This is a genomic window from Streptomyces sp. DSM 116793, assembly GCF_057320905.1.
Window position 1 is genome coordinate 7,634,431 of the sequence record NZ_CM170494.1, and the last position, 19,103, is coordinate 7,653,533.

Annotated in this window: 16 protein-coding genes; 8 read left to right on the forward strand and 8 right to left on the reverse strand. The window is 71.7% G+C overall.

Features of this window, described 5'->3' with window-relative positions; translation table 11 throughout:
• Positions 1–40: 40 nt before the first annotated feature.
• Both ACSMXW_RS29970 and ACSMXW_RS29975 read right to left on the reverse strand, forming a co-directional pair.
• Positions 41–724 carry a TetR/AcrR family transcriptional regulator gene (locus tag ACSMXW_RS29970; RefSeq protein WP_485800936.1) on the reverse strand — a complete coding sequence of 228 codons (684 nt, stop codon included), beginning with the start codon at positions 722–724 and terminating at the stop codon, positions 41–43.
• A gap of 119 nt (positions 725–843) precedes the next feature.
• Complete coding sequence (locus ACSMXW_RS29975; RefSeq protein WP_485800937.1) at positions 844–1,605, reverse strand: SDR family oxidoreductase; 762 nt, start codon at positions 1,603–1,605, stop codon at positions 844–846.
• Positions 1,606–1,984: 379 nt separating this feature from the next.
• Between ACSMXW_RS29975 and gcl the strand changes: the two genes are divergently transcribed.
• The gene (gcl, locus tag ACSMXW_RS29980; RefSeq protein WP_485800938.1) at positions 1,985–3,769 is read left to right on the forward strand and encodes a glyoxylate carboligase; all 1,785 of its coding nucleotides are present in this window, start codon (positions 1,985–1,987) and stop codon (positions 3,767–3,769) included.
• A gap of 207 nt (positions 3,770–3,976) precedes the next feature.
• Here gcl and ACSMXW_RS29985 read toward each other — a convergent pair whose 3' ends face one another.
• Positions 3,977–6,043, reverse strand: coding sequence for a phosphocholine-specific phospholipase C (locus tag ACSMXW_RS29985; RefSeq protein ID WP_485800939.1), 2,067 nt, complete (start codon positions 6,041–6,043; stop codon positions 3,977–3,979).
• Positions 6,044–6,435: 392 nt separating this feature from the next.
• On the opposite strand from ACSMXW_RS29985, the gene ACSMXW_RS29990 reads away from it, so the two are divergent.
• Complete coding sequence (locus ACSMXW_RS29990; RefSeq protein WP_485800940.1) at positions 6,436–8,430, forward strand: glycosyltransferase; 1,995 nt, start codon at positions 6,436–6,438, stop codon at positions 8,428–8,430.
• A gap of 197 nt (positions 8,431–8,627) precedes the next feature.
• On the opposite strand, the gene ACSMXW_RS29995 is transcribed toward ACSMXW_RS29990, so the two are convergent.
• Complete coding sequence (locus ACSMXW_RS29995) at positions 8,628–9,560, reverse strand: 2-hydroxy-3-oxopropionate reductase (protein WP_485800941.1); 933 nt, start codon at positions 9,558–9,560, stop codon at positions 8,628–8,630.
• A gap of 55 nt (positions 9,561–9,615) precedes the next feature.
• Positions 9,616–10,551 carry a TIM barrel protein gene (locus ACSMXW_RS30000; protein WP_485800942.1) on the reverse strand — a complete coding sequence of 312 codons (936 nt, stop codon included), beginning with the start codon at positions 10,549–10,551 and terminating at the stop codon, positions 9,616–9,618.
• A gap of 407 nt (positions 10,552–10,958) precedes the next feature.
• Here ACSMXW_RS30000 and ACSMXW_RS30005 point away from each other — a divergent pair, with 407 nt between their 5' ends.
• Genes ACSMXW_RS30005 through ACSMXW_RS30015 form a run of 3 tightly spaced genes read left to right on the forward strand, consistent with a single transcriptional unit; the run spans position 10,959 to position 13,896 of the window.
• The gene (locus tag ACSMXW_RS30005) at positions 10,959–12,068 is read left to right on the forward strand and encodes an NAD(P) transhydrogenase subunit alpha (protein WP_485800943.1); all 1,110 of its coding nucleotides are present in this window, start codon (positions 10,959–10,961) and stop codon (positions 12,066–12,068) included.
• Positions 12,068–12,511, forward strand: a complete 444-nt coding sequence (locus ACSMXW_RS30010; RefSeq protein ID WP_485800944.1) for an NAD(P) transhydrogenase subunit alpha part 2 — start codon at positions 12,068–12,070, stop codon at positions 12,509–12,511. Before ACSMXW_RS30005 ends, ACSMXW_RS30010 begins: the two co-directional genes overlap by 1 nt.
• Positions 12,511–13,896, forward strand: coding sequence for an NAD(P)(+) transhydrogenase (Re/Si-specific) subunit beta (locus ACSMXW_RS30015; protein ID WP_485800945.1), 1,386 nt, complete (start codon positions 12,511–12,513; stop codon positions 13,894–13,896). The genes ACSMXW_RS30010 and ACSMXW_RS30015 overlap by 1 nt, the downstream gene beginning before the upstream one ends.
• Before the next feature lie 304 nt (positions 13,897–14,200).
• Here ACSMXW_RS30015 and ACSMXW_RS30020 read toward each other — a convergent pair whose 3' ends face one another.
• Positions 14,201–14,908 (reverse strand): SDR family NAD(P)-dependent oxidoreductase, encoded by a 708-nt coding sequence (locus ACSMXW_RS30020; protein WP_485800946.1) that lies wholly within the window; start codon positions 14,906–14,908, stop codon positions 14,201–14,203.
• A gap of 103 nt (positions 14,909–15,011) precedes the next feature.
• On the opposite strand from ACSMXW_RS30020, the gene ACSMXW_RS30025 reads away from it, so the two are divergent.
• The 3 genes from ACSMXW_RS30025 (at position 15,012) to ACSMXW_RS30035 (ending at position 16,690) form a co-directional block, all read left to right on the forward strand.
• Complete coding sequence (locus ACSMXW_RS30025) at positions 15,012–15,875, forward strand: helix-turn-helix domain-containing protein (RefSeq protein WP_485800947.1); 864 nt, start codon at positions 15,012–15,014, stop codon at positions 15,873–15,875.
• A 174-nt stretch (positions 15,876–16,049) separates the two neighbouring features.
• Positions 16,050–16,301 (forward strand): YkoF family thiamine-binding protein, encoded by a 252-nt coding sequence (locus tag ACSMXW_RS30030; RefSeq protein WP_485800948.1) that lies wholly within the window; start codon positions 16,050–16,052, stop codon positions 16,299–16,301.
• Complete coding sequence (locus ACSMXW_RS30035; protein WP_485800949.1) at positions 16,298–16,690, forward strand: helix-turn-helix domain-containing protein; 393 nt, start codon at positions 16,298–16,300, stop codon at positions 16,688–16,690. The genes ACSMXW_RS30030 and ACSMXW_RS30035 overlap by 4 nt, the downstream gene beginning before the upstream one ends.
• A 608-nt stretch (positions 16,691–17,298) precedes the next feature.
• Here ACSMXW_RS30035 and ACSMXW_RS30040 read toward each other — a convergent pair.
• Both ACSMXW_RS30040 and ACSMXW_RS30045 read right to left on the reverse strand, forming a co-directional pair.
• Positions 17,299–17,925 (reverse strand): JmjC domain-containing protein, encoded by a 627-nt coding sequence (locus tag ACSMXW_RS30040; RefSeq protein WP_485808408.1) that lies wholly within the window; start codon positions 17,923–17,925, stop codon positions 17,299–17,301.
• Positions 17,906–19,086 (reverse strand): IS3 family transposase gene (locus ACSMXW_RS30045; RefSeq protein ID WP_485797810.1). Its coding sequence is split into 2 segments (ribosomal slippage): positions 17,906–18,799 and positions 18,802–19,086, totalling 1,179 coding nucleotides; the frame shifts between segments, so codons are not numbered across the junction. The genes ACSMXW_RS30040 and ACSMXW_RS30045 overlap by 20 nt, the downstream gene beginning before the upstream one ends.
• Positions 19,087–19,103: the final 17 nt, after the last annotated feature.

The window sequence follows — 19,103 nt, forward strand, 5'->3', positions numbered from 1 at the left end:
CCACCGGGGGCCGGTGGGCCGGGCGCGGCCGGGACGCGCCTCACTCCGGACGCAACCCGCGTACGAGGTTGTCGGTGAGGGCGAGGGCGAACTCCTCGGTGACCGGTTCGTCGGGGATGAGGAGACGGTGGTAACAGGCGCCCCAGAGCTGGTCGACGACGACGCGGGGGTCCACGTCCGCCCGGATCTGGCCACGTTCCTGGGCCCGCAGCAGCACATCGGCGGCCAGTTTCCTGCGCCCGGCCGAGTAGAGCCTGCGGTAGGCCGCGGAGAGGTCGGGGTCGGTCTGGGCCTGTCCGATGAGTTCCGCGAGCACCCGCCCGGCCCGTGTGCGGGTGAGCAGCGTGACGAACGCACGCAGCTGCGCCGCCAGATCGGCGACGACGTCACCGGTGTCGGGGAACGCCAGGGTCTCCTCGACGGCGTGCATGTAGCCGTCCAGGGCGAGCGCGCCCTTGGAGGGCCACCACTTGTAGATGGTGGTCTTGCTGGCGCCCGCGATCTGGGCGACCCGTTCGATGGTGAAGGCGGCCATCCCCTCGTCGAGCAGGAGGGCGCCGGCCGCCCGGAGGATGGCGCCGCGGACCTCGTCCGCGGGCCGCCGGCCACGGCCCTTGCGCGCCCCGCCGGGGGCCGGGGACGCCCCCGAGTCTCCGGTGGCCGGGGAGACGCCCGGACCGCCCGGGGCCGGGGGCGCCCCGGGATCGGCTGGGGTGGTTGCCAAGTCAGGGCTCCTCTCCGGGCTCGGCGGCGGCGGACGGCGCCCGCCCGGAACGCCGCGGCGCGTGGCGGCAGGCCGGGCGCACGGGGCCGGTCCGGCCCCGCGTTCCGGCCGTGCCGGCGTCAGGCGGCGCCGCCGTTGACGTAGATGACCTGGCCGTTGACCCAGCGGGCGGGACCGGCGAGGAAGGAGACGGCGTCGGCGACGTCCTCGGGGTAACCGAGGCGCTCCAGCGGCGGGACGCTGGCGAGCCGGTCGATGGTCTGCTGGTCCTTGCCCTCCAGGAAGAGCGGGGTGGCGGTGGGGCCGGGGGCGACCGCGTTGACGGTGATGTCCCGGCCGCGCAGCTCCTTGGCGAGGATCAGCGTCATGCCGTCCACCGCGCCCTTGGTGGCCGCGTAGGCGGTGTAACCGGGCAGTGCGAGCTTGGTGACACTGGTGGAGAAGTTGATCAGCGCACCGCCACCGCGCAGCCGGCGCGCGGCCTCCCGGCTGACCACGAAGGTGCCGCGCACATTGGTGCGGTGCATCCGGTCGAAGTCGGCGAAGTCCAGCTCGGCCAGCGGCGACAGCAGCATGATGCCCGCGGTGTGCACCACCACGTCGACCCCGCCGAAGGCCTCCTCGGCGCGGTCGAACAGCGCCGCCACCTCGGCCTCGTCGGCCACGTCCGCCCTGACCGCCTCGGCCGCGCCGCCGGCCTCGGTGATCGCGCCGACCACTTCCTTGGCCCGGCCCGGGTTGCCCGCGTAACCGATGACGACCTTCAGCCCGTCGGCCGCCAGCCGTTCGGCGACCACGCGGCCTATCCCGCCGGAGCCCCCGGTGACGATGGCGACGCGCGACGACCGGCTGTCGGAGGCGGTGTTCTCGGTGATGGTCATGGCTCTGTTCCTTTCGGCATCCGCGTCCGCAGGCGCCCCGGGGCCTTCCCGGAACCCTCCCTTGTGGACGTCACGTTCATATAAGCACAGACATGAACGTGACGTCCATATGTTTCGGTGGACGTTTTTCGGTGCGGGTCGCACGCGAGCCTCCGTCGCGCTCGGTGTGCCCGGATTCTCCTTGACGCCGCCTGCGGACCCTTCTACATTGCTTCCGTATACCAGAAGAGGAATTCCGCGATACGGAAGAAGAAGGAAGGACTGCGATCTCATCGCGAGCGCAGGGCAGGGACGGACACGGATACGGACACGGACCACGCATGCTCACCGCGGGGCGCGACGGGAGCGGCGAAGCCAACAGCCGAAGCAGGAGCAGAAGATGGCTCGTATGACCGCTGCCCGTGCGGCAGTCGAGATCCTCAAGCGCGAGGGCGTCACACACGCCTTCGGCGTGCCGGGTGCCGCGATCAACCCCTTCTACGCGCAGCTCAGGGCCGCCGGCGGAATCGAGCACACCCTCGCGCGGCACGTCGAGGGCGCCTCGCACATGGCCGAGGGCTACACCCGCACCCGTCCCGGCAACATCGGGGTGTGCATCGGCACCTCGGGGCCCGCCGGCACCGACATGCTCACCGGCCTGTACTCGGCGAGCGGCGACTCCATCCCGATCCTGTGCATCACCGGACAGGCCCCCACCGCGGTGATCCACAAGGAGGACTTCCAGGCCGTCGACATCGCCTCGATCGCGGCCCCGGTGACCAAGCTGGCCGTCACCGTGCTGGAGGCCGCGCAGGTCCCGGGCGTCTTCCAGCAGGCCTTCCACCTGATGCGCTCCGGGCGGCCGGGACCCGTCCTCGTCGACCTGCCACTGGACGTCCAGCAGACCGAGATCGAGTTCGACCCGGACACCTACCAGCCGCTGCCCGTCTACCGGCCGGCCGCCTCCCGCGCCCAGATCGAGAAGGCGCTCGCGCTGCTGAACGCCTCCGAGCGGCCGCTGATCGTCGCGGGCGGCGGTGTCATCAACGCCGACGCCTGCGACCTGCTGGTGGAGTTCGCCGAGCTGACCGGGGTGCCGGTGGTGCCCACGCTGATGGGCTGGGGCGCCATCCCGGACGACCACGAGCTGAACGCCGGCATGGTCGGCCTCCAGACCTCGCACCGCTACGGCAACGCCACCTTCCTGCGGTCCGACTTCGTGCTCGGCATCGGCAACCGCTGGGCCAACCGGCACACCGGCAGGCTGGACGTCTACACCGCGGGACGCACCTTCGTGCACGTGGACGTCGAGCCCACCCAGATCGGCAGGATCTTCGCACCCGACTACGGCATCGCCTCGGACGCCGCAGCGGCCCTGGAGCTGTTCGTCCGGGTGGCGCGGGAACTGAAGGACGCGGGCCGGCTGCCCGACCGCTCCGCGTGGGCCGCGGCGACCCAGGAGCGCAGGGCCCTGCTCCAGCGCCGCACCCACTTCGACGACATCCCCATCAAGCCGCAGCGGGTCTACGAGGAGATGAACAAGGCCTTCGGCCCCGAGACCCGTTACGTCTCCACGATCGGGCTCTCGCAGATCGCCGCCGCCCAGATGCTGCACGTCTTCCGGCCCCGGCACTGGATCAACTGCGGCCAGGCGGGACCGCTGGGCTGGACCGTGCCCGCGGCGCTCGGCGTCGCGGTGGCCGATCCCCAGAGCCCCGTCGTCGCGCTCTCCGGCGACTACGACTTCCAGTTCCTGCTGGAGGAGCTGGCCGTCGGCGCCCAGCACCGGATCCCGTACGTCCACGTCCTGGTGAACAACTCCTACCTGGGCCTGATCCGCCAGGCACAGCGGGCGTTCGACATGGACTTCCAGGTCAACCTGGAGTTCCGCAACATCAACAGCCCCGAGACAGGCGTCTACGGAGTCGACCACGTGAAGGTCGCCGAGGGACTGGGCTGCAAGGCCCTGCGGGTCACCGACCCCAGGGAGTTGGGCGCCGCCTTCGAGGAGGCCAGGAAGCTCGCCGCGGAGCACCGGGTGCCGGTGGTCGTGGAGGCGATCCTGGAGCGGATCACCAACATCTCCATGAGCGGCACGAACGACATCGGGAACGTCGTCGAGTTCGAGGAGATCGCCACCGAACCCTGGCACGCGCCGACCGCCATCAAACCGCTCAAGGCCTGACGGTCCGAGCGGCCACGGTCCGGGGCCGTGAAGCGGCTCCTCGCCCCGACGGCTCGGCGCCCCGGCGCCCCGGTGCCCGTCCGGCCCCGGCCCGGCCCCGGCCCGGTGTGCGGCGGGCCGGGGCGCGGCGGTCGCGCGGCCGGGGCGGGGGCGCGGCGGTCGCGCGGCCGGAGCGGGATTCGGGCCGGGGCGCGGTGGCGGCGCCGGTCAGACGGTGGCGATCGCCGGGTCGCTCGCGCTGATCTCGCCGGTCTCCACATGCCCCGCGAGGCGCCGCAGGAACGCCTCGTCGTGGCCGGCCGTCACCGACAGGTCGTACCAGCCGTGGCTGCCGTCCGTGCGGGCCGTGTGCACGGCGCTCGCGCCGGGCCGCAGCCGGTACACGGCGGGGCGCGCCCTGCCGTAGCCGTCCTTGACGGTCAGTTGCACGGTGGACGTGCCGTGGTTGGCCAGCGCCAGTTCGACCTGCCCGTGCGCCGTGTGCCGCGCGGTCACCTCGGGGCCCTTGCCGGCGTGGCCCGCGAACTGCCGCAGGAAGCCGTTCGGGCCGTGCACGGACGCGTCGTACGCGCCGTCCTTCGCCCCGATGGACCAGGTGCCGGAGAGCCGCTCGCCGGCGCCGACGGTGTACGTCCGGGGGCCGCCGGCCAGGGTCGCCGAGGTGACGTAGAACTGCGCGCCGGCCTCGCCGTGGCTGGCGAAGTCGATCCGCAGGCCGTCCTGGGTCCCCGCGGTGCCGTCCGCCGCCAGGTCGTAGGGGAGCGGCAGGGCGGGGCGCAGGCCGCGCTCCTGGCGGGGCAGCGCCGGGTCGGCGGGCGGCGTGGGCACGTAGTCGTCGTGCCGGTCGTTGTCCGGCGGCCGGTAGCCGTCGGTGGCCGGCAGGGCGGGGACCCCGGTGTCCTTGCCGGAGAAGTCGAACGCGGAGGTCAGATCGCCGCAGACGGTCCGCCGCCAGGGGGAGACGTTCGGCTCGTGCACGCCGAAGCGCTTCTCGATGAACCGGATGATCGAGGTGTGGTCGAAGACCTCGGAGCAGACCCGGCCGCCCCTGCTCCACGGCGACACGACGAGCATCGGCACTCGCTGCCCGAGCCCGTAGGGGCCGGCAACGCTGGTCTCGGAGCCCTTGGGCGTGAACAGGTCGGGGCCGACGTCCACCGTCGAGGCGCCCTGCTCCGGCGAGGACGGCGGATACGGCGGCACGACGTGGTCGAAGAAGCCGTCGTTCTCGTCGTAGGTGATGAGCAGCGCGGTCTTCGACCACACGTCCGGGTCGGACGTCAGCGCGTCCAGCACCTGGGAGACGTACCAGGCGCCGTAGTTGGCGGGCCAGTTGGGGTGCTCGGTGAACGCCTCGGGGGCGGCGATCCAGGAGACCTGCGGCAGCCTGCCGGCCTTGACGTCCGCCTTCAGGACGTCGAAGAGCCCGTCGCCCGCCTTGGCGTTCGTGCCGGTGCGGGCCTTGTCGTACAGCGGGTCACCGGGGGCGGCGGTGCGGTACTGGTCGAAGTAGAGCAGGGAGTTGTCGCCGTAGTTGCCCCGGTAGGCGTCGTCGATCCAGCCCCAGGAGCCGGCCGCGTCGAGGCCGTCGCCGATGTCCTGGTAGATCTTCCAGGAGACGCCGGCCTGCTCCAGGCGCTCCGGGTACGTGGTCCAGGAGTAGCCCTTCTCGTCGTTGCCGAGGACGGGGCCGCCGCCCTTGCCGTCGTTGCCGGTGTACCCGGTCCACATGTAGTAGCGGTTCGGGTCGGTGGAGCCGAGGAACGAGCAGTGGTACGAGTCGCAGATGGTGAAGGCGTCGGCGAGCGCGTAGTGGAAGGGGATGTCCTCACGCGTCAGGTACGCCATCGTGGTGGTGGTCTTGGCCGGTATCCACTGGTCGTACCTGCCCTGGTTGAGGGCGGCGTGGGTGTCGTTCCAGCCGTGCGCGAGGTCCTGGATGAACTTCAGGCCCAGGTCGTCCGCCTCCGGCCGGAACGGCAGCACGTCCTTCGAGCCGTCCGACTGGTACCACACCGGCTTGCCGCTGGGCAGCGTCACGGGCCGGGGGTCGCCGAAGCCGCGCACTCCGCGCAGGGTGCCGAAGTAGTGGTCGAACGAGCGGTTCTCCTGCATCAGGACGACGATGTGCTCCACGTCCCGGATCGAGCCGGTGCGGCGGTTGGCGGGGATGTCCGCGGCGCGGGCGATGCTGGCGGAGAGGGACGTGAGCGCGGTCGCGGAGGCGGTGCCGCCCGCAAGCTGCATGAAACGTCTGCGGTTGATCGCGGTCATGACGGGCCTGCTCTTTCTGCGTGGTGCGCGGTGGCGCCGGGGGGAGGCGGCGCCAGTCTCGTCATGTGACCGCGAACCGGCCACGGCGCGCAGGGAAAAATTCCGCCAACACCCAGGGACGGTATGGCGTCACCGGCCCCATAAGCGGCGCTGCCGCCCACCGGCACCGCCCGCCCCCTCATCGCCGCCGCTTACCGCGAGATCGAGCCACCTGGCGCAAACCCCATCTGAGCTGCCGTTTCACACCGGGTCGTCACTCCATCGCCACGTAATCACCATGATATGTTCACGGAAATCGCAGAGCCCCCCGCGGCACTCGACGATGCTTCCCTTGGAGATATCGGAACGCTCCATGGAATGGGGTGGCTTCCCGTCATTTGGAGCGTCAGTTCATGCCCGGTGCCAGCGTTTCGGTCATCATCGCCGCGTACAACGCGATGCCCTACCTGACGCGTTGCATCACCTCGGTCGCCGAGCAGAGCATCGGCCGTGACCGACTGGAGGTCATCGTCGTCAACGACGGTTCGACGGACGGCACGGCCGCCGAGCTGGACCGGCTGGACGGCGTCTACCCGGGCCTGTTACGCGTCGTGCACCAGGAGAACTCGGGCGGCCCGTCCGGGCCCCGCAACACCGGGCTCGGGCGCGCCACGGGCACGTTCGTCTTCTTCCTGGACGCCGACGACCACCTCGGGCCGGAGGCGCTGGAGCGCATGGTGCGGATGGCCGAGGAGAACGGCACCGACATCGTGCTCGGCAAGATGGTCGGCGTCGGCGGGCGCGGGGCGCCCACGTCGATGTTCAAGCGCAACCAGCCCCGCACCGACGTCTTCTCCTCCCGCGTGTACTGGACGCTCAACCCGATGAAGCTGTTCCGCAGGGAACTGCTGGAGCGGCACGCGCTGCGGTTCCCGACCGATCTGGCCATCGGCGAGGACCAGTTGTTCGTCGGCGCGGCCTATCTGCACGCCTCGGGCGTCTCCGTGGTCGCCGACTACGACTGCCTGTTCTGGGTGATGCGCGAGGACGAGGGCAACATCACCCGCCGGCTGAGCGGCTCCGAGCGCCGGCTCCGGTTCCTGCCGCGCGTGATCGACCTGATCCTGGAGCACGTGCCGCCCGGGCCCGGCCGCGACCACCTGGCGCACCGGCACCTGACCGTCGAGGTCAAGCAGTTGCTCGCCCATCAGCTCGTCTTCGAGCCCCGCCAGACCCAGCAGAAGACGCTGGACCGACTGGCCGAGGTCATCGAGCCGTTATGGCACGAGGGGATGAACGAGCGCCTCTCGGCCATGGCGCGCCTGCGGCTGCACCTCGTGCGCCACCGCATGCTCGACGAACTGCTGGAGCTCATCGACTTCGAAGAGCGGCTCGCCCGGACCAGGGCGGCCACCCCCGTCCTCGTCGACGGCGGCCGGGCACTCGCCCGTTATCCCTTCCTGCGCGATCCCGACCGCGCCGTCCCCGACCTCTGCTACGACGTCACCGCCCAGCTCGGCGTCCGCCATCAGCTCACCCGCGCCGAACTGCGCGGCACCACACTGCACCTGGCGGGCCACGGCTACATCCACCGCGTGGAGACACGGGACGTCACCACCGAACTGGTGCTGCGCGAGCGCGGGAGCGGAGCCGAGCACCGCCTGCCCGTCACCCACGTCGCCACCCCCGGGCTCGGAGCGGACCAGGACCAGGGCCGCTACGCCTACGACCTCGCCGGATTCGAAGCGACCGTCGACTTCGCCTCCGCAGCCGGCGGCGGGCCACTCACCGACGGGCTGTGGGACATCTCCCTCGCCGTCGGTGCCCAGGGCCTGTCGAAGGAGGTGCGGATCGGCAGCAAGCGGGCCGCCGGCACCCCCACCGACGCCGGCACACGCGTCGTCGCCGCCGGCGGAGGACTGCGCGCCGTCACCCTCTACACGACCAAGCCGTACGGCAACGTCACACTCGAACTCGGCGAGGCGAAGCACCGGGTACGGCCTCTGCTGCGCCTCGACGACATCCGCTGGGCCGCCGGCGCCCCCACGACGCTGGAGCTCGGCGGACGCTGCGATCTGGTGGCATACCCTACGCACGCTCTGGTCCTGGCGTTGCACAACGACAACGGCGAGACGGCCAAGTTCCCGGCCCGGCGGGTCCCCGGCACCCGGGACTTCCGGGTCGCCGTGCCGGTGGAGACGCTGCCGGCGGGGATCTGGACGGGCGAACTCCGGCTCGGCACGTGGGACATACCGCTGCCGGCGCTCCCTTCGGGCCTGCCGCCCGCCAAGTGGCGGCGCCGCGCCCTGCCCTGGTACGCCCGGCCGGCCTCTCCCTCCACGGAGCACTTCGCCCTGCGGATCGCGAGGACGGACCTTCTCAGGGCGCTCACCCGCCGCTTCCGGTGACCGCCCCTGCCGGGCTGCGCCCCGGACGGCGGAGCCCGCCCCTTCGGGGCGGTGGGCCGGGGGGAAGCCCGGCATACGGGGGAGGGCGCCCGAAGGGCGCCTGGTGCCGGGCCGCAGCGGCGCCTGGGCGCGACAGGGCAGGTGTCGGCGCCGCGGCGGCCCGGGTTCGGGGGCGGGCCCAAGGGGTCCGCGGCCGTTCAGACCTGGTTGCCGGAGAGCTGTTCCACCGCCCGCAGCAGGGCGGAGTGATCGAGACCGCCGTCGCCCTGGGCGCGCAGCGAGGCGACCAGTTGGGCGACGACCGACCCGGTGGGCAGCACCGCGCCCACGGCACGCGCCGCGTCCGTGACGATGCCCATGTCCTTGTGGTGCAGATCGATGCGGAAGCCCGGCTTGAAGTCGCGGTTCAGGAAGTTGTCCCGCTTGCGGGCCAGCACGGTGGAGCCCGCGAGCCCGCCGCCGAGCACGTCGAGCGCGGCGTCGAGGTCCACCCCGGACTTCTCCAGGAAGACCACGGCCTCCGCGCAGGCCTCGATGTTGACGGCGACGATGAGCTGGTTGGCGGCCTTCACGGTCTGCCCCGAGCCGTGCGGCCCGCACAGCACGATGGTCCTGCCCAGCACGTCGAAGATCGGCCGGGCCGCGTCGAAGTCGGCCTGGTCGCCGCCGACCATGATGGACAGCACCGCCTCGACGGCGCCCGCCTCGCCGCCGGAGACGGGGGCGTCCAGCACCCGGATGCCCTTCTCGCGGGCCGCGGCGGCGAGGTCGATCGAGGTGCCCGGGGCGATGGAGGACATGTCGATCAGCAGGGCGCCGCGGCGGGCGTTCTCCAGGATGCCGTCAGGGCCGTAGGCGACCGCCTCGACCTGGGGGGAGGCCGGCACCATGGTGACGATCACGTCCGCCTCGCGGACCGCCTCGGCGACCGAGCCGGCCGGTGTGCCGCCCGCCGCGGCCAGCCGCTCCAGCTTCTCCGGTTCCAGCGTGTATCCGGTGACGGGGTAGCCGGCCTTGATGAGGTTCTCCGACATCGGCGAGCCCATGATGCCGAGGCCGATCCAGGCGACGCGGGGCAGGCCGGTGCCGGCGCCGGGGGCGGTGGGGTCGGGGGTGCTGCTGGTGGTCATGAGGGTGCCTCTCGCCGGGGTGCTGTTGCTACGTGTGTGGGCGCCGCCGGCGGTCTCAGCGCGCCGACCGCGCCTCGGCGGGCAGCCAGTCGAACGCCGCCGCGCTCGGCCGGTCACCGGGCTTGTACTCGAGCCCGACCCAGCCGTCGTACCCTGCCTTGCGCAGCCGCTCCAGCAGGTCGGCGAGCGGCAGGGAGCCGGTGCCGGGTGCGCCGCGGCCCGGGTTGTCCGCGATCTGCACATGCGCCGTGCGGTCCGTGTAGCGGTCGATGACCGAGGGAAGGTCCTCGCCGTTCATGGAGAGGTGGTACAGATCCATCAGGAAGCGGGCGTTGCCGAGGCCGGTGACCTCGTTCACGCGGTCCACGGTCTCGATGGCCTTGGGGGCGCTGACGATCGGGCAGGCCGGGGACTCCAGGTGGTTGAGGGCCTCGATCAGCAGGGTGGCGCCGATGCGGTCCGCGGCCCTGGCGGCGACCGCCAGGTTCTCCAGCGCCAGGGCGTCCTGCTCGGCCGGGTGGGCGCCGTCGACGCGGTTGCCGTACAGCGCGTTGAGCGCGCGGCAGCCGAGGGACGCGGCGAAGTCGGCGGCCACGTCCACGTTGGCGCGGAACTTCTCGGACTCCGCGCCGGGGATCGAGAGCGCGCCGCGGTCCGGGCCCGGCAGCCGGCCCGCGTAGAAGTTCAGGCCCACCAGACGCACGCCCGCGTCCTCGATGGCACCCCGCAGGGCGTCGAGCTCGGCCCGCCCGGGTGTGGGCGTCTCGACCCAGGGCCACCACAGCTCGACCGCGCCGAAGCCGGCGGCCGCGGCGGCGGCCGGGCGCTCCAGGAGGGGCAGCTCCGTGAACAGGATGGAGAGGTTCACGTCGTAGCGGGGGCCGGTGCCGGTGTCCGGCCCCGGGCGGCCCGGGGGCGGGGTGGCGGGGGCGCCACCCGGGCTGGCGGAGTCGGAGGGGGAGGGCGGGGGGACCGAGGCAGGCGGAGCCATGAGCGGACGGTGCTCCTTCCGTATTTCGGAAGATTTATTCTGCTTCATGGAAGCCTGCCGCCGGGTCTCGTCCCTTGTCAAGGGGTGCCACGCGACACGGACCGTCCGGGCCCACCGCTCCACGAGCCTCGCGAACCACCCCGAATCCGGCCCCGGACCCCGCCGTCGGAAGACGTCGGGGGCCCGGACCTGGCCAGAGCCCGTCGTGTGCCCGGCGCGCCGGGCCCGGGGCGCATAGCCTGCTGCGCGGCGCCGGCGGCACCGCCGAGGACCGGCGCCGCCGTCCCCCGCCGGGGCGGCGCGCGGTGCGGGGCGAGCGGCCCCGCGGGAACGCGGCACCCGGCGCACGGAACGGCATCCGGTTTCCGACGTTGGAGGTACGGCAGTGCGATCGCAAGGATGTGTCCATGGGCGCTGAGACCGTGCAGCGTCCCCGGGGAGCGACCGTGGGAGTGCCCCGGGAGCGGGGCGACGGCGAGCGCCGGGTCGCCCTCGTGCCACAAGTGATCGAAAGGCTCCGCGGCTCGTGCGGCCCGGTGATCGTGGAGTCCGGCGCCGGACTCGGCGCCCTGATCCCGGACGAGCTCTTCGTCGCCGCGGGCGCCACCATCGGCGACCCGTGGGCGTGCGACGTGGTGGTGAAGGTGGCCCCGCCGACCGCCGAGGAGATCGCCCGGCTGCGCCCCGGCGCCGCCCTGATCGGCTTCCTCGCCCCGCTGACCGCCCCGGAGACGACCGGGGCGCTGCGGACGGCCGGCGTCCTGGGCTTCGCGATGGAGTCCGTGCCGCGGATCTCCCGCGCGCAGTCCATGGACGCCCTGTCGTCGCAGGCGAACGTCGCCGGCTACAAGTCGGTGCTGCTGGCGGCGGAGCGCTCCACCCGGTTCTTCCCGATGCTGACCACCGCGGCCGGCACCGTGAAGCCCGCCACCGCCCTGGTGCTCGGCGTCGGCGTGGCGGGACTCCAGGCGCTCGCCACCGCCAAGCGCCTCGGCGCCCGCACCACCGGCTACGACGTGCGCCCCGAAGTCGCCGAGCAGGTGCGGTCGCTGGGCGCCCAGTGGCTCGACCTCGGCATCGAGGCGGCCGGCGAGGGCGGCTACGCCCGCGAACTCACCGAGGACGAACGCGCCGAGCAGCAGCGCCGCCTGGAGGCGGCCATCACCGGCTTCGACGTGGTGATCACCACCGCGCTCGTGCCCGGCCGCAAGGCGCCGACCCTCGTCACCGCGGAGGCGGTGAAGGGCATGCGCCCGGGCAGTGTGGTCGTCGACCTCGCGGGCGAGAGCGGCGGGAACTGCGCGCTGACCGAGCCCGGCGAGACCGTCGTCAGACACGACGTCACCATCGCCGCACCGCTCAACCTCCCGGCGACGATGCCGGAGCACGCCTCGGAGCTGTACGCGCGCAACGTCGCGGCGCTGCTGGAGCTGATCCTGGACGAGGACGGCGCCGTCGCGCCGGACTGGTCGGACGAGGTCCTTGCCGCGTCCTGTGTCACGAGGGGGGAGTCCTGATGGGGTCGGGCAGTCTGGTGGCGAACATCGCGATCCTGGTGCTGGCCGGGTTCGTCGGCTTCGCCGTCATCTCGAAGGTGCCGAACACCCTGCACACCCCGCTGATGTCCGGAACCAACGCCATCCACGGCATCGTGCTGCTCGGCGGCCTCACCGTGCTCGGCGAGCTGAGGAACCCGTCCGCACTCGACTCCGTCGTCCTGGTGGTCGCGATCACCTTCGGCATGATCAATGTGGTCGGCGGCTTCCTGGTGACCGACCGGATGCTGGGGATGTTCAAGTCCCGGCCGGCGGAGCAGAGGACGAGCGGGGCCGAGCGCGGGCCGGACGCCGGGCGGAAGCCGGACGCCGGTGGGAAGCCGGACTCCGGGCGGAAACCGGACTCCGGTGGGAAGCCGGACTCCGGTGGGAAGCCCGGCACCGGACGGAAGGCGGGCGAGTGATGGACACACTGGCCCGGGTCCTCTACATCATCGCGTTCGCGCTGTTCATCTACGGCCTGTCCGGTCTCACCGGCCCGAAGACGGCGGTGCGCGGCAACAAGACCGCCGCAGCGGGCATGCTGGTCGCGGTCGTCGCCACCCTGCTGAGGGTCGACCACAACTGGGCCCTGATCGTGGTGGGCCTCCTCGCCGGCACGGTGCTCGGCGTGCCCGCCGCGCAGCGGGTCAGGATGACCGCGATGCCGCAGATGGTGGCGTTGTTCAACGGCGTCGGCGGCGGCGCGGTCGCCCTGATCGCGTGGTCGGAGTTCCGCACCTCGGACGGCTTCACCGGCGACGCCGGCTACGTGGTCGTCGCCACCATGTTCGCCGCGCTCGTCGGGTCGGTCTCCTTCTGGGGCTCGCTGGTCGCCTTCGGCAAGCTCCAGGAGATCCTGCCAGGCCGCCCGATGGGGCTCGGCAGGGCCCAGCAGTACGTCAACCTCCTGCTGCTGGCCGCGGCGGTGGCGTGCGCCGTGGTGGCGGGACTCGGCGGGGCCTCGCAGGTGTGGGTGATCCTGGTGCTGGTGCTCGCCGCGGTGCTGGGCGTGCTGGTCGTCATCCCGATCGGCGGCGCCGACATGCCCGTCGTCATCTCCCTGCTCAACGCGCTCACCGGGCTCTCCGCCGCGGCGGCGGGGCTGGCCCTCGACAACACCGCGATGATCGTCGCGGGCATGATCGTCGGCGCGTCCGGCTCCATCCTCACCAACCGGATGGCGGTCGCCATGAACCGCACCATCCCCGCGATAGTGGCGGGCGGCTTCGGCGGCGGGGGCGGTCCCGCACCGGGCGCGGCGGGCGGCATGGAACGCACGGTGCGCTCCACGTCCGCCGCGGACGCCGCCATCCAGATGGCCTACGCCTCCCAGGTGATCGTCGTACCCGGCTACGGCATGGCGGTGGCGCAGGCGCAGCACGCCGTCAAGGACATGGCGAAGCTGCTGGAGGGCAAGGGGGTGGAGGTCAAGTACGCCATCCACCCCGTCGCCGGGCGGATGCCGGGGCACATGAACGTGCTGCTCGCCGAGGCCGACGTCTCCTACGACGCGCTCAAGGAGATGGACGAGATCAACGACGAGTTCGCCCGTACGGACGTCACGCTGGTGATCGGCGCGAACGACGTCACGAACCCCGCGGCACGCACGGATCCGTCCAGCCCCATCCACGGCATGCCGATCCTCAATGTGGACGAGTCCCGGCAGGTCATCGTCCTCAAGCGGTCCATGAGCAGCGGGTTCGCGGGCGTCGACAACCCGCTCTTCTACGCGGACCGCACGTCGATGCTCTTCGGCGACGCGAAGAAGTCCGTCCTGGAGGTGACGGAGGAACTCAAGTCCCTCTGAGCCTTTGTCCGGGGCCGCCCCGGCCCACCTCAGGGGTGTCCGGGGGACTGCGCGATCAGCCACGACGAGACCGTCGGGTCTTGGGGTGCCTCCCACGCCCTTCAGGCAGTGGGGGACGTCCCAAAGGGGCTGTTTCCGTCGTTGCCGGTCCACCGGCGGGTGGGTGGTTGCGCGCGCAGTTCCCCGCGCCCCTTTCGGGGCGCGGCCCTGCGTTGGGGCCGGCCCCGGCCCACCCGGGGGCGCGGGGAACTGCGCGACCGGCCACGACGGGCCGTCGGGTCCGGGGATGCCGTGGGCGCCCGGGTCACCAGGGAAGCGTGCCCTCCGCGTCGAAGTAGCCGCCGGTCGGGCCGTCCGGGCCGATCCGGGCCATCCGCACGATGATCTCGGCACCCTCCTCGACCGTCTGCGTGCCGGTGTTGCCGTTCAGGTCGGTCTTGGTGAAGCCGGGCTCGACCGCATTGATCCGGATGTTCGGGAACGCCTTCGCGTACTGGATGGTGATGACGTTCACGGCCGTCTTGGACGCCGGGTAGGCGACGCCGGGGTAGGTGTGCGTGGGGGTGCCGGGCGTGGTGATCCGGGTCAGCGACGCCAGCCCGCTGCTGACGTTGACCACGACCGGTGCCGCGGACCGCTCCAGGAGCGGCAGGAACGCGTGCAGCACCCGCACCGCGCCGAAGACGTTCGTCTCGAACGTCCGGCGCATGATGTCGGCGGTCACGTCCGCGGGGCCGATGATGCTGTTGCCCGGGCCCCGTTCCTCGACGCCGGCGTTGTTGACGAGGACGTCCAGGCCGCCGTCGGCCTCGATGGTCCGCGCCGCGGCGGCCACCGACGCGTCGTCGGTGGTGTCGAGCACGACGAGCCGCGCGCCCAGCTCCCGGGCGGCCCGGCGGCCCCGCTCGGCGTCCCGGCTGCCGATGTAGACGGTGTGGCCCGCCGCGATGAGCCGGCGGGCGGTCTCGAAGCCGAGACCCTTGTTCGCTCCGGTGATCAGTGTTGTCGTCATGCCGTCCAGAGTGCGGCGCGGCGGCGTGGCCGGCCAGGACCCCGGTCTTCCTGGGACTGCCGGTACCAGGTGGACCGCCCGGCGGCGGGTGCACACTGGCTGCGTGACCACAGGGGAATCGACCGGCAAGCCGGCAGGGGACTTCGGCACGGCGGTGCGGCGCTGGCGGGAGCAGGTCCCCCCGGAGGCGGCCGGGCTGCCCGTCGGCGGTCAGCGGCGCGCGCCCGGGCTGCGCCGCGAGGAGCTGGCGCTGCTGGCCGGGATCTCCGTCGACTACGTCATCCGCCTGGAGCAGGGCCGGGCCACCAACCCGTCACCGCAGGTGGTCGAGGCCCTGGCGCGGGCGCTGCGGCTGTCGGCGGACGAGCGTGCGTACCTGTTCCGGACGGCCGGTCTGGTGGCGCCGGGGCCCGAGGTGGTGCCCGCGTACCTCACTCCGAGCGTCCAGCGGATGCTGGACAGGCTGGCCGGCGTCCCCGTCGGGGTCTACGACGCCACCTGGACGCTGCTGCTGGCCAACCCGTCGTACGCGGCGCTGATGGGCGACCCGTCCGGCTGGCGCGGCCACGAGCGCAACGGCGTGTGGCGCACCTTCCTGGGCCCCCGCTCCCGGGTCCGGCTGAGCCCGCGGGAGCGGCGCGACCTGGAGGCGGCACAGGTGGCCGACCTGCGGGCGACCGCCGCCCGGTACCCGGCCGACCAGGGCCTGAGGGAGCTGATCACGGAGCTGCGCACGAAGAGCGCCAGGTTCGCCGAGCTGTGGGACACGGGCGCCGTCGGCCGGCACGAGGCCGCACGCAAGACCGTCGAACACCCCGAGGCGGGTCCGGTGACGCTGGACTGCGACGTGCTCAGCGTGGCCGGCAGCGATCTGCGCCTCATGGTCTACACGGCCGAGCCCGGCACCCCGGACGGGGAACGCCTCGCGCTCATCACCACCCTCGGCATCCAGAGGCTCACCGGCTGACCGACTGGCCGGCCAGCCGACCGGCCCCGGCAAGTCCGTTAAGGTCGTGTCGGAGCGACCGGGGCACACTGCGCGGCGATGCGGCCCAACGCCCGCAGGGGAACGGCCCGGATGTGCCCTCTCACGCAGGGACTGAGAGAACGCGCAGGTCGCAGTGAGGATCCTGGGGGCACCGTGCGATTGACAGTGGAGTTCACGACCGAACCCTTCGACCTGGACGAGCCGCCCGGCCACGCCCTGGTCGCCCGCGAGGTCATCGAGGCCGCGGACCTGGACGCCGTCGACGTCGGCCCGTTCGGAAACACCGTGGAGGGGGACGCGCCCGCCGTACTGGGCGCCATCGACACCCTGCTGCGCCGCACCCTCGACGCGGGCGCCACCCGCGTCTCGCTCCAGGTCAACGTCGTCGCGGAGGCGGGCCGTTGACCGGCCGCACCGACGACCCGTTCGCCCGGGCCGTGAAACCGCTGGTGGACGCCATGGGCGGCGAGATGCTGCCGCCCGCCCAAGCCGCCGCCGACGACATCGTGCTCTCCTGGCAGGGCAGACAGGTCGTGGCCGTCCGGCTGCCCCAGCTCGCCGACTCCCTCGACCGCATCCTCACGGCACTGGAGCGCGAGCACGGTCCGCTCGCGGACCTCGACCGCAGGACGAAGCAGAAGGTCGTACGGCACCTGGAGGCACGCGGCGCGTTCGCGGTGCGGCACGGCGTGGAGACCGTCGCGAGTGCTCTGGGCGTGAGCAGGTTCACCGTGTATAACTACGTGCGTTCCCAAGAGGAGCAGCGGGCTAAAGGCAGCGGTGATCCGCAGTGACTCAGGGCCCTTCACCTGCGGAAACAGCCGAGCAGTTAGCCGTGGCTGTCATGTCCATGCAACCCGAGGGATCGGCTCCGTCTACTCGCGTACCTAGAAGAGGCTGACGGTCCACCAAGGCCCCGAAGACAGCCAAGGGCGCGCCCGCTGCTGGCACAGCAAGAGTCCGGGGCAACGGTTCGTAGGATCCCTCTGCCTTGGTAGGGGCCCCGTTCCAACCCGGAGGCCCCGCACTGTGCGGAGGCCTCGGGCTGCCGCCAAGTGATTTCATCTTGGTGGGCGCGGGCAACTAGGAACCATGGTCTCCAAAGGGCTCATCCTACGTCTCGGGCAGGCGATGAGGGCCAGTGACACGTAGGCTCGCGCCTTCGTGTAGTAGCCAAATACCACGTCGTTCCCAGGGGTCTGACCGAGCGTTGAGCGCGGGGCATAGTAACCAGTCCTTCAGCTCGAATGGGGGGTACTTGGCCGGTGCTTCACCCCTTCGGACCTGACCATCCGTATGAGCACGGCCGGTGTACTTGTATGCGTGCCAGTGGGTTGTCACCGTGGCTGGCTCCTGGTGCTGAGCTGGAGGAAGGGCAGAAAGCTAGCGCGACCCACTGACATCAGGGGTACTGACGCGCGACACGCTGAAGTCGGTCACCCATAGCGACTTGGTCGAGTTGAAGGAGGGCACCCAACAGGTACTTTCGGGCCTCTTTCACCGCGATGGCGGGTGTAGAGAACAGTTGTGCTGGCGTCAGTCCCTCGCGCATGGCTGGATCGACGATGGCCTGTTCGAGCACTTCACTGGCCACCTGCTCAGCCACCCATTGGCGGGTACGTTCCTTGAGTGCGAACGTCAGATGTAGGGAGGTGCTGCCCCCACTGGCGTGGGGGGAGTGAAGGTAGCCGCGGGGTAGCCAGAACACGTCTCCGGGGCGCAACGTGTACTCCTGAGCAGGCGGTGTGTTGGCCAGATACATGCGCTCCTGGTGCGTGAATCCACGCTCCAAGAAGTTCCCGTGTTCGGTCATGGGGTTGTCGACGACCGGCGGGTGAATCGGCCACGTCTTCTGACCAGCGACTTGGACGATCAGCGTCACATACGGGTCGTAGTGGTACCTAAGCCCGTGCGACCCACCAGGAGTCATGTAGGCGTTGACGTGGACGAGGCAGCCCGTTTCCCGGGCAAGGGATGGGACTGCTGCATGATCGGGTGACAGCGGGGGTCTATGCAGCCAGTGCTGCAGGTGGGGTCATGATGATCTCGTACTCGACGGGGGTCAAACGGGCCAGGCGTCTCTGGCGTCGGCGCCGGTGGTAGGTGCGCTCTATCCACGTCACGATCGCGGTCCGCAACTCCTGACGGGTGGCCCAGGTACGGCGGTCGAGGACGTTCTTCTGCAGCAGCGCGAAGAAGCTTTCCATCGCAGCGTTGTCGCCCGCTGCGCCGACCCGACCCATCGAGCCGGCCAGTCCGTGGCGGACGAGAGCGGCGACGAATTTCCGTGACCGAAACTGCGAGCCGCGGTCCGAATGCACCACGCACCCGGCCACCTGGCCGCGGCGGGCGACGGCGGACTCCAACGCGGCCACGGCGAGGCGGGACTGCATGCGGGCGTCGATGGAATAGCCCACGATGCGCCCCGAGAAGGCGTCCTTGACGGCGCACAGATAGAGCTTGCCCTCGCCGGTGGTGTGCTCGGTGATGTCCGTGAGCCACAACCGGTTCGGCCCGTCGGCGGTGAAGTCGCGCCGCACCAGGTCATCGTGGACCGGCGGCCCAGCCTTGGCGTTCTTGCCGCGGCCTTTGCGCTTGCCGAAGGCGCTCCACCAGCCGTTGTCCCGGCAGATCCGCCAGGCGGTCCGCTCGGCCATCGGCTCACCGGCAGTACGGGCCTCGTCGAGCAGGAACCGGTGACCGAACTCGGGATCGTCGCGGTGTGCGTCGAAGAGGGTATTGGCCCGATACGCCTCGGCCAGCTCGGCGTCGGTGACCGGGCAGGCCAGCCACCGGTAGTAGGGCTGGCGTGCCAGCCTCAGCACCCGGCACGTCACCGCCACCGGCACCCGGTGAGGGGCATCGGCGGCGGCCAGCTCGCGGACGAGCGGGTACATCATTTTGCCGGCAGGTTCGCCTGTGACAGATACGCCGCTGCCCGCCGGAGCACCTCGTTCTCCTGCTCCAGCAACCGGATCCGCTTACGGGCCTCGCGTAGCTCGGCCGCCTCGCCCGACGTCGTTGCGAGCCTGGCGCCCTCGTCGGTGTCGGCGCGGCGCAGCCACTTCGAGAGCGTGATCGGGTGGACGCCGAAGTCGGCGGCGATCTGTTCCAGCGTGACGCCGGGCTCGCGGTTGCGCGCGACCCGCACGACGTCCTCGCGGAACTCCTTCGGATACGGCTTGGGCACTGCAACATCCTTCCAGG